The following is a 15,009-nucleotide window of genomic DNA, read 5'->3' on the forward strand; positions in this document are numbered from 1 at the left end:
TTCTAGTTTACTCCAATTTTCCACCCTTTGGTAGTTAGCGCTAACAGAAATACGGAAAATTTCCGTTATTCAATCAAGGATCAATCCACAATCAAAAAAAAGGTTGAACATTTCCGGCAATCGGGTATAATGATGATAATGATTATCATTTTAACTTGACTTAAGGAGTCGTGGTGATGAGTCTACTGCTGCCGGTTATGACCTTAATCCTCGTTGTTGTTGGCGCATTTTGCATCTTTCTTGCGATGGAGCACGATCGGAAAATAAGACAGAAATCGCTGGGCAAAGCAACCGCAACGAACGAAGCGGCGGTACTGGGACAGCGGCAGATGAATCATGTCTAAATAGGCGAAACGGTATGTTGAAAAAAGCCGGGCGCCCCCCTTGTTTGGGGGGCGCCCGGCTTCTTGTTTTAGGAGGATAAAACAGCGGGTTTGTTCCGCAGTAACCGGAGACCGTTCAAAATGACGAGGATCGTGCTTCCTTCATGCCCGACGACGCCGAGCGGAAGCGCAATGCCTTCAATAAAATTAGCGGCAATCAGCAGCAGAATGACGCTGAGCGCAAAGACGATATTTTGTTTGACGATCCGGATCGTCCGCTTGCCGAGCGCAATGGAATCGGCTATTTTTCCGATATCGTCGTTGAGCAGCACAAGATTTGCCGTTTCGAGCGCCGCGTCGCTTCCGGCCGCCCCCATTGCGATTCCGACCGTCGCCGTCGCCAGAGCGGGCGCATCGTTGATGCCGTCGCCCACCATCGCAACGGAGCCGTATTGCCGCTTCAAGTCTTTAATCCGGTTCACCTTGTCTTCCGGCAGCAGCTCGGCAAACACAAGGTCGATGCCCGCTTCGCGCGCGATCGTTTCCGCCGTGCGCCGCTGATCGCCGGTCAGCATTGCCACCTGGACGCCCTGCCGCTTCAGCCGCGCGACCGCCTGCGCCGCCTCCGGCCGGATCGTGTCGCGCAGCGCGATCACCCCGGCCGCTCCCGCCTCGTTATGCATGACGGTTACCGTCTTGCCTTCCTGCTCGAGACGGCCGATCAGCTGCGACAGCTCATCGCCGGCCAGCCTCGAGTCCATAAAAGCGGGCTTTCCGATTTTCCACGTTTCGCCTTCTACTTGGGCCTCGACACCCCAGCCCGTCCGGGTTGAAAATTCGGCGGGACGTGTGAGCGCGAGCCCCTGCTCCTGGGCGTGCAGCACGATCGCTTTCGCCAGCGGATGCTCCGACAAGCTTTCCAGAGAAGCGGCAATGCGCAGCATCTCCGTCTCCTCATATCCTTGCAGCGGAATCAGATCGGTCACCTCGGGCTTGCCGGTCGTAAGCGTGCCGGTTTTATCGAAGGCGACCACCTTCGTATGCGCCAAATGCTCCAGATGGGCGCCGCCTTTGAACAACAGTCCTCTTCTGGCGCTGCTCGAGATGGCCGACAGCACGGCCGGCATAATGGAAGCGACGAGCGCGCACGGAGAGGCAACAACCAGAAATACCATCGCTTTATACAGCGTCGTCTCCCACGACCATTGAAAAAGAAAAGGCGGGAGTGCAATCAGCAGCAGCGATACCAAAATGATGATTCTGGCATACAAACGTTCAAAACGTTCAACGAACAGCTGCGACGCGGGCTTCTCGCTTTGCGCCTCCTGCACAAGGCGGATGATTTTGGCGAAAAGCGCCGCTTCGCCGGGACGGCTCACTTCGATAAACAAAGCGCCCTGACCGTTTAACGTGCCGGCGAACACTTCGTCGCCGGCTTCTTTATCGACCGGGATCGACTCCCCCGTAATGGATGACTGGTTCACGGCCGAAGCCCCTTCTGTCACGATACCGTCGGCCGGAATCCGCTCCCCCGGCTTAACGACAACCGTATCCCCGACTTTCAGCCGCTGGATGGAAACCGTCGTCTCCACACCGTCCTGATATAGAACGGCGGTTTCCGGCTTCAAGTCCATCAGCGCCGAGATGTCCCGGCTGCTCCGGTCCATCGTATAGCTCTCCAAAGCGCCGCTGAGCGAAAAAATAAAGATCAGCACCGCCCCTTCCGTCCAGTAACCGATGCTGGCCGCTCCGATTGCGGCAACGATCATCAGCAGGTTGACATCGAGATCGCGTTCGGCAATTAACGTATGCAGGCCTTCCTTTGCTTTCACAAATCCGCCTACGAGAAAAGCGATGGAATATAACACGACCGCCCACGTATGAGAGGTGTGATCGATCCCCCATGCAGCGGCAATAAAGAGGCCGCTGGCGAGCGCCGCCAGCCCTTCCGCGTAACGAACGAGCGGATGCTCCTCCTTATTCGAGAGCTTCATATCGGACTTGCCGATCTCCTTGTTTTGCATTGTTTTTTCTGCCGCTGGCAACATTGACATCACCGTCATCACTCCTCTTATTGAGAATGAAACCCATTATTGGACCCCTTAAAACAGCACATGCTGCTCCTGTACAGGAGCAGCATGGTTTAATGAGAACAAGATTTTATTGAGAAAAACGACGATCGGAGTCATTCGAAGATGAGCGACCGCGTCTAGCGGAAGTTTTTATCGCCAATCGGAAAGAATTGCACTTCGCTTTAATAACTTTAGTGAACTTAAACTTTCCGATGTGGTCAATTAAGTTTCCTCCAGGAAACTTTATAATAATAATTATAATCTGGAGAGTGGGGAAAGTAAAGCCTAATTACGGGGAGCCGTAGTGAGCGCCGTTGAGCGCTGTGAGAGCCGGTGAGCGTCCGAGCGTACGGCGGCGGAAGCGCTCTCTATTAACCATGCGCTTAACCGCGCCGTCGCTGACGCCTACGATAATGCTCTTTTGAAGCCGATCCAGATGCCCGCCGCATTCTCCGAGCTTCGATTCTCCGAAAAATGGGGTGTCATCGCGTTATAGCAAATTGAATCGCCTTGTTTGCAAACGATAATTTCCTCGCCCAAATGAAGCGTAATTTCCCCTTCGATCACGTACAAAAACTCCCAGCCCTCGTGCGTGGCCAAACCGGCTTCCGCCCCGATTTCCGGCTCTAGGGTAATGTGCATCGGCTCAATTTCCAAATGCTCTCCCGGGGTCAAAATCCGGATTTGCCGGTTCCCGTTGCTTCCCCCCACGGTAAACTGTTTTTCATAGGGGAAAAATAAGTATTGCTGCTCGCTGTTTCTCGATTCGAAGAAATAGTGCAAGCTTTTATTGAACGTGTCGCTCAGTTTAAGCATGACTTGAAGAGAAGGGATCGCCTTCCCGTTTTCCAGCAAGCTCAAATAGCCGGGAGACAGGCCGGTCAGCTCCGCCAGCTCGCGAAGATTCAGCCCTCTCTGGTTGCGAAGATCACGCAGACGGTACCCGATTTTTTGCAGCTCCGCCGACTCTTTGATCAGGTCGTTAGACATGTCGAACAAGCACCCCGCTTAAATGAAAATAAATAAATAATTTCAGCTTCACCGCATTATACCATTTTTTACCCGTCTGGGAGGAACAAACGAAACAAGGACTCCTCCTTAGGCACCGCGGCCGGAAGGAAAAGTCCTTGCATTTATAGAAGCGCCTGATTGGCCAGGTCGGCAAGCACGGCATCGTCCGCAGGCGGGTTGTGCAGTCCCGCTCTTACGTCACGGTACAGCCGCTCCAGCGGCAGCGCGCGCGAAAGGCTTGCTCCCCCGACGATTCGCATCGCCCGGTCGACAATTTGAATCGCGTTATTGGTGGCGACATATTTGGCGAGGCCCAGCTCGGATTTCATATCGGCCCGTCCCTCTTCGTCGTTGTCCCAGCGCTGCGCAGCCGAATAAAGCTGATTGCGGGCAACGCGCAGATCGGCTTCCATCAGTCCGATCTGGTGGCGGATTGTCGGCAGATCGGCAATCGGACAGTTCAAGCTGCTGGGCTTGTAGTTGCGGGCAAAGTCCAGCGCAAAATCGCGCGCGGCAAACGCAATGCCGAGATAGCAGGCCGGAATGTGCAGCAGCCAGCCTCCCCCGTCATCGAGCCGCTGCGGCTTTTGCCCGATTTCCGTAAATTCCAGCACTTCGTCGTCCGGCACGAACGCGCGCTCCATGACCAAATCATGGCTTCCGGTCGCCCGCATGCCGAGCGTATTCCACGTCTCCTCGACCCGGACACCTTGCTGGGCACGGATCAAGAAGTCCCCGACCCGGTTCTCATCCTTAATCTTCGCCTTGACGACGAAGTGGCGGAGCGCCGGGCTGAGCGTGCTGTATGTTTTCCGTCCGGTAACAAGCCAGCCGCCATCCGTCCGCTCAGCTTCCGTTGCCGGAACGCCGCCCCGGCTTGGGCTGCCCGTGCTCGGCTCGCTGAAGAGCTGGTTCACAAGCGCTCCGCCATCCACGACTTCGCGGCAAAACGATTCGAACAGCCGCTGCGGCCAAAACTTCGCCGTGCGGTAATGGAGCATCAGCCCCATATGCCAGCCTACGGCAAGGGCGGTCGATCCGTCCCCGTACGCGAGCCGCTCCTGCAGCAGCACCATTTGGTAAAGCGAGATTTCCTCGCCGCCGTATTCCCGCGGCACGGCAAGCTTCGTGAAACCCGACCGGCGCAGGTCTTCGATATTTTCAAACGGAAAGCTGCCTTCGGCATCGTGCCTCGCGGCTCTTTCCCTAAACTTCGGCAATAAGAGATCGACAAGAGCGGCTATACGTCTGTCGTCTTCGCCCCGGATATATTTATCCCACTCTTTTACATATGCCATAATCGGATTACACTCCTGCCAAAATAACTAGATTTGTGCGGAGCGAAATTTATTTCTCTCCAAGGTACGCTTGACGGACCCGGTCGTTATGAAGCATTTCCTTCGCGTTTTCTTCAAACGCGATCCGGCCCGTTTCCAGCACGATTCCGCGATGTGCCACTTTAAGCGCCTGACGCGCGTTCTGCTCGATAATCAAAATCGTAATGCCCTGTTGTTGGATGACCCGAATCAGCTCGAAAATTTGCTTGATGATGAGCGGAGCGAGCCCGAGCGAAGGCTCGTCCAGAATGAGCAGCTTCGGTTCGGACATAAGAGCGCGGCCGATGGCCAGCATTTGCTGCTCTCCGCCGCTTAACGTTTCCGCCGATTGGCTGAACCGCTCCTCCAGACGCGGAAACAAATGCAGCACATAATCAAGCGTCCGCTTTACCTCTTTGGCGTCTTTGCGGATATAAGCGCCCATGACCAAATTTTCGCGAACGGTCATGGCGGGAAACACCTTCCGGCCTTCCGGAGAGTGGGAAATGCCCAGACGGACGATCTGATCCGGCCTTAAATGGTCGATTCTCTCGCCCATAAACCGGATCTCGCCTTCGCGCGGCTTCATCAGCCCCGAGATCGTCCGCACCGTTGTCGTTTTTCCCGCCCCGTTGTTGCCGATAAGGGCAACCGTTTCGCCCGCGTTAACTTGAAAGGAAATGCCGCGCAACGCGCAAATATTGCCGTAATAGGCGCTTAAATTACGAATTTCCAGCATCGTCATCGTCCTCCTCACCCAAGTAGGCTTGAATCACTTTCGGATGGGTACGGATCTCGCTCGGAACGCCTTCGGCGATCTTTTCGCCGAAATCGATGACATAGATGCGGTCGCACACTTCCATAATGACGTTCATGTCATGTTCGATCAGCAGAACGGTATGTCCGGCCTTCCGGATCGTACGGATATGCTCCACCAGCCGGTCGGATTCCGCCCCGTTCATTCCCGCCCCCGGCTCGTCCAATATAAGCAGCTTCGGCTCAGTAGCCAGCGCCCGGATAATTTCCAAATAGCGCTGCTCCCCGTAAGGCAGACTGTCCGCCTGGTAATTCGCTTTCGATTCGAGGCCGAACAGCAACAGCAGCTCGTAGGCTTTGTCTTCGATCCGCTTCGTTTCCGCCCGGTACTTCGGCGTCTTTAAAATCGAATTAAGCATGCGAAGCTGCGATTTCGGATACAGCGCGATTTTTACATTATCGATTACGCTTAGCGAGCCGAACAGCTTGATGTTTTGAAACGTCCGGGCCATCCCCATCAGCGCGATGGAATGAACGGGAATGCGGGTGATTTCTTTGCCAAGGAAATGAACGCTGCCTTCGCTCGCCTTCTGCACGCCGGTCAGCAGATTGAACATCGTCGTCTTCCCGGCGCCGTTCGGACCGATCAATCCGAGAATCTCCCCTTCCCGGACGTGCATACTTACGCCGTTCACGGCAGTGAGACCGCCGAAACGCTTCGTTAAGTTCCGGGTTTCCAGCAGCATCCTATTTCCCTCCCTTGCTGTGAATGTCGGCGGCAGCCGCCGCTTGTTTGGAAGCGCGGCCGCCAGACCAAGCGGCCCATTTCAGCGAAACCGTTTCACTGATCAGCCCCTGCGGACGCAGAAGCACCATCAAAAAGAGCAGCACGCCGTAAATAATCATCCGGTAATGATCCAAAAAGCGCAGCGCGTCGGGCGCTACCGCGAGCAGAAACGCTCCCAGGACGACACCCGGCACGCTTCCCATTCCGCCGAAAACGACCATCGACAGCAGCGTTATCGACTCGGCAAACGTGAAATTGCCCGGATTAATATAGGCGGCATGGAAAGCGAAAAATCCGCCGAACAGGCCGGCCACCCCGCTGCCGACGGCAAAAGCCTTCACTTTATAAGCATTGACGTTGATGCCCAGCGTCTGCGCCGCTTCTTCATTTTCCCGGATCGCGCGAAGCGCCATCCCAAACGAAGAGTAACCGAGCCGCCACATCGCATATAACGTCGGAATAAGCAGCGCCAGCAGGAAATAATATTGGCTCGTGTTGCTTCGCAGCTCAAATCCGAACAAGGAAGGATACGGGATGCCCGTAATTCCCATCGGCCCGCGCGTAACCGAAATCCAGTTCAGCAAAATAAGGCTGACAATTTCGCCGAAGGCAAGCGTCGTAACCGCCAAATAGATTCCCCTCAGGCGGATCGTCGGGAAGGCGATCAGATAGCCGATTCCAGCCGATACGAGCGCTCCCGCCGCCAGCGCCAGCAAGTACGGCAGGTGAAAGTGGACGGACAGCAGCGCCGCCGTATAGGCGCCGATGCCGTAAAAAGCGGCCATGCCCAAATTGAGCATGCCACCGATACCGAAAATAATATTTAAGCTGCAGGCGAGCGCGATATAGATGCCCGCCATGATCATCACTTTTACAACGTACGGACTGACGGCAAGCGGCACAAGCAGCGCGGCCAGCAGCAATGCCGCTGTTGCCAGAGCTAGCGGTGACAGCCGGCGAATGTTCATATCAGGAACGCCCCTTCCTGCCGCCGAGACCGTTCGGCCTTACGACCAGCAAAAGGATTAGAAACAGGAATGCGATCGCATTCTGCAGCCCGGTAGAAATATAGGCGCCGGCCAGCGATTCCGACATGCCGAGGATGATTCCGCCGATAACGGCGCCGGGAACGCTCGTCAAACCGCCGAGCGCCATCGCGACAAACGCTTTGATGCCGGGCATATAACCCATATGGGCATCGACGGCGTTGTAATATAAAGCGACCAATATTCCGGCGGTCGCACCAAGCGCGGACCCGATCGCAAACGTATAATTGATTGTTTTCTCCACGTTGACGCCCATCAAATAAGCCGCGTCGCGGTTTTGCGAAATGGCGCGAATGCCGAACCCGATTCTCGTCCGGTAGAGCAGCTGCTGAAGTCCAAGCATGAGGCCGACCGAAACGAGCAATATGACAAGCTGGATGCCGGAAAATTTGAAATCTCCGAATCCGTAGCTCTGTTGCAAAAACGGAATGTCCGTGCTCATCGACTGGGTTTGCGGACCCCAGATCAAAGTGGCGCACTCTTTTAGCAAAATGGAAAGCCCAAGCGTTGCCAACAGCGTCGTCTCATGCTTCGTATTGCGCAGCGGCTTGAACGCCGCTTTTTCCATCGCCATGCCGATCAGCGCTCCGGCCGCTACGCCGCCGCAAAAGGCGGGGACGAGTCCCCACCCTAAATATTGCGACAGACTGAAGGTGACAAACGCGCCAAGCATGAAAATTTCACCGTGGGCGAAATTGACCAGGCCGAGCACGCCGAAAATAAGGGTAAAGCCGATGGCCGTTAAGGAATAAATCATCCCGACGCTAAGACCGTTTATAATTTGTTGAAATAACAACCGGAACTACTCCTTTTTGTACAGAATGAATGTACCGTCCTTCACTTCGAGCTTGGTCAATTCCTTATTGACGTTGCGGTTTTCGTCAAAAGCCGTTTTCCCGGTAACGCCGGCGAAATCTTTCAAGCCCGCGAGTCCGTCGCGGATGCCTTTGCGGTCCGTCGCCCCTTGTTCGATGACGGCCAGAATCATATTGACGGAATCGTATGCGAGCGCCGCGAACATGTCCGGCTCGTCATTGAATTTTTGTTTGTATGCATCGGCAAACGTTTTGACGGCCGGACGCGGGTCTTCAGGGAAAAAGTAGCTCGACGTATGAGCCCCTTCGACGGCCGTGCCGCCCAATTCAATAAACTCTTTGGAATACAGAATGCCGGTTCCGATGACCGGAACGTTCAAGCCGAGCGTTCTCGACTGCTTGGCGATCAGCGCGGACTCCGTGTAAGGCGAGCCAAGGTAAATAACGTCCGGATTTTGCTCTCTGATTTTAATCAGAATATTGTTGAAGTCTTTCGTATCCGGGTTAAAATTCAAGGAGCTGACAATGTCGCCGCCGTTCTCTTTAAACTTCTTCTCAAAGCTGTCTTTGGCCGAAAGCCCCCAGTCATTCTGAATGTAGATGACGGCAGCCTTGCTGTATCCGAGCTCCTTCGCGTAGTCGGCTACAAATCCGCCTTCGATTTCCTGCGTATCCACGTTGCGGAAAATAAAATCGCCGGTTTTCGTAAAATCCGGATGCGAAGCCGTCGGGGACAGCTGCACGAGTCCGGAGCGCTGATAGATCGGCGAGCCGGCCATCGAAGTCGTACTGGAGAAGTCGCCGACGACCGCGCGGATCGCATCGTCATCGGCAAACTTTTGGGCGATGTTGGCGCCTTCCTTCGGATCGTCCTTGGAATCGGCTTTTACGAGCTTTACTTTAACGTTCGGATTTTTTGCATTATAGTCGTCGATAGCCATCTGCGCCGCGTTGCTGAAGCTTTTTCCGTACTGCGCACGGTTGCCCGTAATCGGCGCGACAAGCCCGATCGACACCTCTTTCACTTGGTCTTCTCCGGCACCCGAACCGGACGATTGCTTGCCGCATGCCGTTACAAGCAAAACAGCAATCATAGTAAATACAACGGCGATGGAACGAAATGGACGGTTCATACGGTTTTCTCCTCCAATTTTAACATTAAAATTTTTTTCTGTAAGTAAACAAGAAGGTTAAAAAAAAAGACTCCTATTCGCCTTCCTGTTGTACCCCACCCTTCATAGGATCTCAAAACCATTTCTTCCCATAGAGATCATCTATCGTCTGTTTCTACGGCAAGCAATTTTAATAATTCCTATGTTTTAACTAAGATATTACTTGGTATGTTATCACCCGCATTATTTTCTGTCAACGAGAATTTAGCGACCGAATTTAACAGCCGAATGGCGAAGGACAAATTAAAGAAACTGTCACTTTTTTAACGGCTTCGCACATACTTATTCGCTACGAATAAGACAAAAACCTCCCGGAACGGGAGGCTGGAATGAAAGGATGCTAGCGGTCAAAAAAAGGTCAAACCATATGCAACGACAACAACTCCAAGCATAAAGGATATCGCAAATTTGGAGTTCCAACGAATAATGTTTATCGGACTGGCGTTTAACTGATGTGCCATAATAGAGGTTGCAATATTAAAAGGACTGACCATTAATAATGAAATGGAGGTCCCTATGAAAAGCAGCGCAAGGCTATCCTCCATCCCTTGCGAAAACGGCAATATAATTCGGGTAAGCAGTATAATGGTGACAACAGAATGAAAACCGCAAAATGACATCAACCAAAACAATAAAGATAAAAGCAAAAAAAAGAAAAATAGCGGAATATGATTCATTTGATATTTTAAAAAGCCGCTCAAGTAACCGAATAAATCCGACTGCTGCGCCATTGTAATAAAAAAGCCGGCTGAAAGAAACACGGCATGAAAATGAGCTGTTTTCTTAATATTTACCGCCCAATTTTTTTGAATGGTTCTCCAAAATAACGGCAGTTTCTTTAGCAAAAAGCTCCAACAGAGTGAAAACGGGATCAAAACGATCGTGATGGCGATCATCATTCCCTGTTTCAGCAGAGCATTCACAAGAACAACTAAAATCAGGAGGATGATAACCGCCAAAAGCAGTTGGCACACCTTAATCAAATCTTTTCTTGGTGAACGGAAATGTTTGCGTTCCGGAACCGGGTCTAACGGGATATTATCCTTATTCCTTACCAGCCGCCAGTCTGCCACAAGGTAAACGAGGCCCAGAAGCAGCATGACCGGCATAATATGCAAATAATTTCCACCTGTGTAATCAATACTCGTCACAACAAGCAATTCTACCGGACTCCAAAACAACGCAAGACTGTATGCGCGCAGCATCGAGCTGGAAAAAAAGCGTTGGTGATCATGATCCTGGAGCACGGAAGACGTTGTTTTTCCGAAACTTTGATAACCGATCGGTAATGTCGCAATCGTAAGAAAAATAGACAATAAATAAGTGCTCAAGGACGTTCTGCGGTAAATCGTACCCAAATGAAGGGCTCGGAATTCAATGATCCGTTTCATGCTTTTGTCAAATCGGCCTGTACGAACAACGCCTTGTATAAAAGGAAGAACAAGAAAGATTCCCAACACTCCCATCATCGGGTGGAACGCACGAATCCATTCTGATGCCTGTACATGCGAAGTTAAGAAGATCAAGAGACCGAGACCAAGAAATACAATTGTAGATGCCAAATAAAGAGATTGGATGTGCTTTAAAGACAGTAAAATTGAAATAATGGCGAGAATCATCAGAATAATATCGACAACAAGAAGATGGACGAATAAATTCCAAATATAGAATATTGGAATTAAGGTGTAAACGATGATTCTCATGTTGGCAGCCTGCTTCCAATTCCTTCAACGCCAGGAATGCCTCCGCGTTTTTTTCTCCAATCGTCTTTCCAATTTGCTATAGGGTGTAATGCCAATGTCATCGGCTCCTTATTGGTGAAACGACTACGATACAATATCTTTCTGTATGGAGCTGCTGCTATAATTCGGTTTCAATATATAGAGCCGCAAAATCGGATAGGCCAGCAGTGAAACGACGATCGACGTGAAAAATTCGATCGGAATAAAGCTCTTCAGAGCATAGTGGGCGAGAAAAACACCGATCACAACCGAAAGCACACCCGACCAATTAACCGCTTCAGCATGAAAAATTTCCATATTCCGATGACCGAGTACCGGGCGAACAATGAAGTAATCCGCGATCATGACCGCCGCGACGGCGGTTGTCACAACACCCAGGAATGTAATCCAAGCATTAACCAATTGCAAAAGACTTCCATAAAGCATGATTAATCCGATCACATTCGCCATAATAATAAATACAAATCTGCCTGGATACCATTTGAATGAAGCAAACAGATTGGACAAGGCAAGCGAACCGCTGTACGTATTGAGAACTTGCGCCTTCCCTTGAGCCAAAACCATCAGGATCGTACCTGTAATGCCTCCGAAGATGATAAATGCAGCAGCAATACTATTAGGACTTTGCGTAGCGGCTTGTGCGGCTTCCGACATACTCATCCCTTGCGTATTCATATAGTATTCGATTAATCGGGGCATCCCTGCAAACATAATAATTCCACCGATAAGCAGCATGCCAATATCCATGGCCACATTGCCAAGGAAAGCGGCTATACCAATGTCTCTGGATCTTCTGGCATATCTCCCGATATCTGCATCGACTAATGCCAGAGCGCCAGCCGAACCAATTAAAACATTAATAGCAAAGATCAGCTTACCTAAGTTTGTGTCGGCATGCATGGATGCCAAAACTTCAGGGGGGAATTGGGCGCCATAGGATAAAACCGAACGCCAAGATTGCCCGGAAGAAAGAATAATATCGAGCAGCATATAAACAAGAACTCCCATAAATAAGACGAGCGTTATCGAGGATACCTTGGCTACAAGCTGAAAACCGAAGCTGGTAAGAATAATCCAAAACGCTGTTAAAATTCCGTATATTAATATTTTGGAGATCAAGGTATCTCAAGGTATCCTTTAAATCGAAATAGAACAAAAACCCTTTGTATAGAAGCGCATTTTCCAAAGCCAAAAATCCAAGAATCATAAAACCAAATAAAGCTGAAGTAAGAATGGACCCTTTGCTGCCAAATCCAAAGACTCGGGACATCACCGTACTGGACAGCCCCGATTTAAAAGCGATGTGTCCAACCGCCCATCCAAGTAATCCGCCGATAATCGTTACGAGTACACCTGCCGTCAACCCTATTTTGATACCGGCGGTAAATGTAACAAGTACACCGAAAAATAATTGAATCAAAGAGGTGACGATTCCGGCTGTATTCCAGGTAAGACTAAGCCAGCCCTTCCGTTCGGATTGCGGAACCGATTCTAAAGCGTGGTCTTCCATCGCATTTTGCGAGCTTTTGTTTCCCATGTTCTAAATCCTCCTCCCCTTGCGCAACAGCTGCTCGGCAAGCATGTAACCCGAAGTCGCGTTCAATCCTCCGCCGGGCCAGGTGGACGCGCCTGTTAGGAACAAGCCCTGGATCGGGGTATTATATCTGGACCATCCGGGAACCGGACGGAATAAATAATTCTGATCGAGATGGTGGCTTCCCGATACGCTGTCCCCTCCTACAAGATTGGGATTGTCCGCCTGCAGATCGCGGGGGGACATTACATGCCGCGCCAGAACCGTTTCCTTAATATTAGGCGCATATTCGGCTATTTTGTCGATCACCCGGTCAGCATACTGCTCTTTCATTTCCCGCCATGAGGCGGAATGAATTTCGTTTAATGCGTCGCTCTTCGGTTTCGCCGGGAGAGCTCTCACCTGAACCCATAATGTATGTTTGTTCTCCGGCGCCCGCGAGGGGTCCGGGCTGGATTGTTGTCCGACAACAAGCAATGGGCTTGCCGGCAATCGACCGTTCAATGCGTCCGTATACGTTTGGGCGACATCGGAAGTATAAGGACCGATGTGGACGTAGCTGAATTGCGAAAGCTCATCGTTCGCCTTCCAGTTCAAGGGAGCATTCATTGCCAAGTGAATCATCATCGTACCCGGACCATATCGATAAGTTTGGACACGTTTCACGTACTGGGAAGGCAGATGTTCGGGGGCGATTAGTTTCTCAATCAATTGGGACGGATTCACATTCGCAATCACACCATATTTGGCAAACAGCTTTTCTCCATCTTCCATCTCAACCCCGGCTGCCCGTCCATTTTGGACAATGATTTTACTTACGTGGCGTCCAAGAACGACTTTTCCTCCCATTGATTCCAATGTTCGGATCATGGACTGAATCAGAGTTCCAACCCCGCCTTTAGCGAGCGCCATACCGTTCATATGATCCAGCGGCACCTCGAGAAACGGGAACATCGCTCCTCCCGCAACGTCAGGTCCAAAATCCAGGTGAAAGCTCCAAGGAATGAATAAGGATTGAACCTTCTCCGATTCAAACCACGATTCGGCGAATTGACGCGGGGTCTGCAGCAGCAGCTTCATAAGCTCAAGTGATCCGGTCCGGCCAAGCCGGCGGTACAGCTGGAATAAATGTTTTGCCAGCGCAAGAGACGGCATCGGAAGCTGCATGATGGGCAGTAAATACGGGGAGGTTTGTTGAAAATATGCAAGAAGATCCGTCCAGGCGGCCGCATCCTTTGCCGATTGCCGCTCAAACTCTCGAAGCGTTTTTTCCGGATTCCGGTAGACGGAAATGGCATCGTCATCCGGAAAGACGCTTACAAACGGCTTGTCGGATACGACCGTTTCAAAGCCGTTCCGATGAAGCTCGCTGCCCATTTCCCGATATAAGGCGGAGCCGAGAAATAACCCGATGTTCGTCGCATAAAGATCGTGCTTGAAGCCGGGAAGTGTGATTTCCGCCGTTTTGGCCGCTCCCCCCGGCTGGTTGGCCCGTTCCAGAACGACCACACGCCAACCGCTTCGGGCCAGCTTAAGGGCGGCGGCCAAACCGTTGTGCCCGGAGCCCACGACGATAATATCCGCATCGGTCATATCATTTCCTCCACTTCGACAGCAGCAAACCATTCTTTAATTTCGATCAGCATGCGGTTATAATCCGAGGCCCACAGCTCGTCCGAAAAAATTTCAAGATCGTAAGGTCCCGTATAACCGGCCTGTTCAATCTTCCCAATTATTTCACGGACAGGAAAAACCCCTTGCCCCGGAAGCGCCCGATCGCTTAAGGAACGGGTCGGGTTGCGCCAATCCGCAAGATGGACCCCCTTAATTTTCCCTTTGCATTTTGGAATCACATGTTGAATTGAAGGATCCCACCCGATATTGAAAGTATCCAAAAACAAACCGAGCTGAGCGGAGCCGATTTCATTCACAAGCTGAAGGGCGAAATCAAGCGTATGAATAATCGAAAAATCGGTAACATACATCGGATGAATCGGCTCCAATGCAAGATGGACCTGTCTCTTCTCCGCATAATCGCACACTTCAAGCAGCCCTCTTCGCACATATTCAACCGCTTTGTCGAAACTGTGGTTTCCAAGCGGGCCGCTGATCAGTAGGAGGCAGTCCCCTTGCACCTCCTTTGTGAAGTCGATCGCTTTCTTTGTTTCCTCTATTGCAGATCGACGCGCCTCCTCATCCTCACCCGTAAAAACTCCGCCGAAGCAGACATTGGAAACATGAAGATTGTTTTCCAACATCAACTGTCTTACGGCCTGAGGCGAATGCTGCCCACATTTGAACAACCAGAGTCCGATATTTGAAATTCCGTTGGCGACAAGTCCTTTCATATCTTCTTCGAGTGACCAGTTTTTTGTCGTCATCCCGCTTATGCCGAGCCGCTTCAAGTCCATGAAAATCGCTCCTTTTCCTGTTGA

The 15,009-nt window shown here is 51.4% G+C and carries 14 protein-coding genes; 1 reads left to right on the forward strand and 13 read right to left on the reverse strand.

What is annotated here, in order from left to right; translation table 11 throughout:
- The first annotated feature begins 176 nt into the window (after positions 1 to 176).
- Positions 177 to 344 carry a hypothetical protein gene (locus tag VN24_RS27620; protein ID WP_158453650.1) on the forward strand — a complete coding sequence of 56 codons (168 nt, stop codon included), beginning with the start codon at positions 177 to 179 and terminating at the stop codon, positions 342 to 344.
- A 68-nt stretch (positions 345 to 412) separates the two neighbouring features.
- Here VN24_RS27620 and VN24_RS05565 read toward each other — a convergent pair whose 3' ends face one another.
- The 13 genes from VN24_RS05565 to VN24_RS05620 form a co-directional block, all read right to left on the reverse strand.
- A complete protein-coding gene (locus tag VN24_RS05565) occupies positions 413 to 2,317 on the reverse strand; it encodes a heavy metal translocating P-type ATPase (RefSeq protein WP_238590909.1) in 1,905 nt (634 codons plus the stop codon).
- A 483-nt stretch (positions 2,318 to 2,800) separates the two neighbouring features.
- Positions 2,801 to 3,385 carry a helix-turn-helix domain-containing protein gene (locus tag VN24_RS05570; protein WP_045669580.1) on the reverse strand — a complete coding sequence of 195 codons (585 nt, stop codon included), beginning with the start codon at positions 3,383 to 3,385 and terminating at the stop codon, positions 2,801 to 2,803.
- Between the two features lie 143 nt (positions 3,386 to 3,528).
- On the reverse strand, positions 3,529 to 4,704 hold the full coding sequence (locus VN24_RS05575) for an acyl-CoA dehydrogenase family protein (RefSeq protein ID WP_045669581.1): 1,176 nt from the start codon (positions 4,702 to 4,704) through the stop codon (positions 3,529 to 3,531).
- Between the two features lie 49 nt (positions 4,705 to 4,753).
- Positions 4,754 to 5,461, reverse strand: a complete 708-nt coding sequence (locus VN24_RS05580) for an ABC transporter ATP-binding protein (protein ID WP_082083630.1) — start codon at positions 5,459 to 5,461, stop codon at positions 4,754 to 4,756.
- The gene (locus VN24_RS05585; RefSeq protein WP_045669583.1) at positions 5,445 to 6,224 is read right to left on the reverse strand and encodes an ABC transporter ATP-binding protein; all 780 of its coding nucleotides are present in this window, start codon (positions 6,222 to 6,224) and stop codon (positions 5,445 to 5,447) included. The genes VN24_RS05580 and VN24_RS05585 overlap by 17 nt, the downstream gene beginning before the upstream one ends.
- A gap of 1 nt (position 6,225) precedes the next feature.
- Positions 6,226 to 7,233, reverse strand: coding sequence for a branched-chain amino acid ABC transporter permease (locus tag VN24_RS05590; protein WP_052702807.1), 1,008 nt, complete (start codon positions 7,231 to 7,233; stop codon positions 6,226 to 6,228).
- A gap of 1 nt (position 7,234) precedes the next feature.
- Positions 7,235 to 8,107 carry a branched-chain amino acid ABC transporter permease gene (locus VN24_RS05595; RefSeq protein WP_052702808.1) on the reverse strand — a complete coding sequence of 291 codons (873 nt, stop codon included), beginning with the start codon at positions 8,105 to 8,107 and terminating at the stop codon, positions 7,235 to 7,237.
- 6 nt (positions 8,108 to 8,113) lie between these two features.
- The gene (locus VN24_RS05600; protein WP_052702809.1) at positions 8,114 to 9,259 is read right to left on the reverse strand and encodes an ABC transporter substrate-binding protein; all 1,146 of its coding nucleotides are present in this window, start codon (positions 9,257 to 9,259) and stop codon (positions 8,114 to 8,116) included.
- A gap of 386 nt (positions 9,260 to 9,645) precedes the next feature.
- Positions 9,646 to 11,001, reverse strand: coding sequence for a hypothetical protein (locus VN24_RS05605; RefSeq protein ID WP_045669584.1), 1,356 nt, complete (start codon positions 10,999 to 11,001; stop codon positions 9,646 to 9,648).
- 123 nt (positions 11,002 to 11,124) lie between these two features.
- Positions 11,125 to 12,030, reverse strand: coding sequence for a cytosine permease (locus VN24_RS27940; protein ID WP_202967412.1), 906 nt, complete (start codon positions 12,028 to 12,030; stop codon positions 11,125 to 11,127).
- A complete protein-coding gene (locus VN24_RS27945) occupies positions 11,954 to 12,577 on the reverse strand; it encodes a purine-cytosine permease family protein (protein ID WP_202967413.1) in 624 nt (207 codons plus the stop codon). The genes VN24_RS27940 and VN24_RS27945 overlap by 77 nt, the downstream gene beginning before the upstream one ends.
- Positions 12,578 to 12,580: 3 nt before the next feature.
- On the reverse strand, positions 12,581 to 14,167 hold the full coding sequence (locus tag VN24_RS05615) for a phytoene desaturase family protein (RefSeq protein ID WP_045669585.1): 1,587 nt from the start codon (positions 14,165 to 14,167) through the stop codon (positions 12,581 to 12,583).
- A complete protein-coding gene (locus VN24_RS05620; RefSeq protein WP_045669586.1) occupies positions 14,164 to 14,985 on the reverse strand; it encodes a sugar phosphate isomerase/epimerase family protein in 822 nt (273 codons plus the stop codon). The genes VN24_RS05615 and VN24_RS05620 overlap by 4 nt, the downstream gene beginning before the upstream one ends.
- Positions 14,986 to 15,009: the final 24 nt, after the last annotated feature.

Origin of the sequence: Paenibacillus beijingensis (genome assembly GCF_000961095.1) — a bacterium.
In the GTDB taxonomy this organism is placed as follows: domain Bacteria; phylum Bacillota; class Bacilli; order Paenibacillales; family Paenibacillaceae; genus Paenibacillus_O; species Paenibacillus_O beijingensis.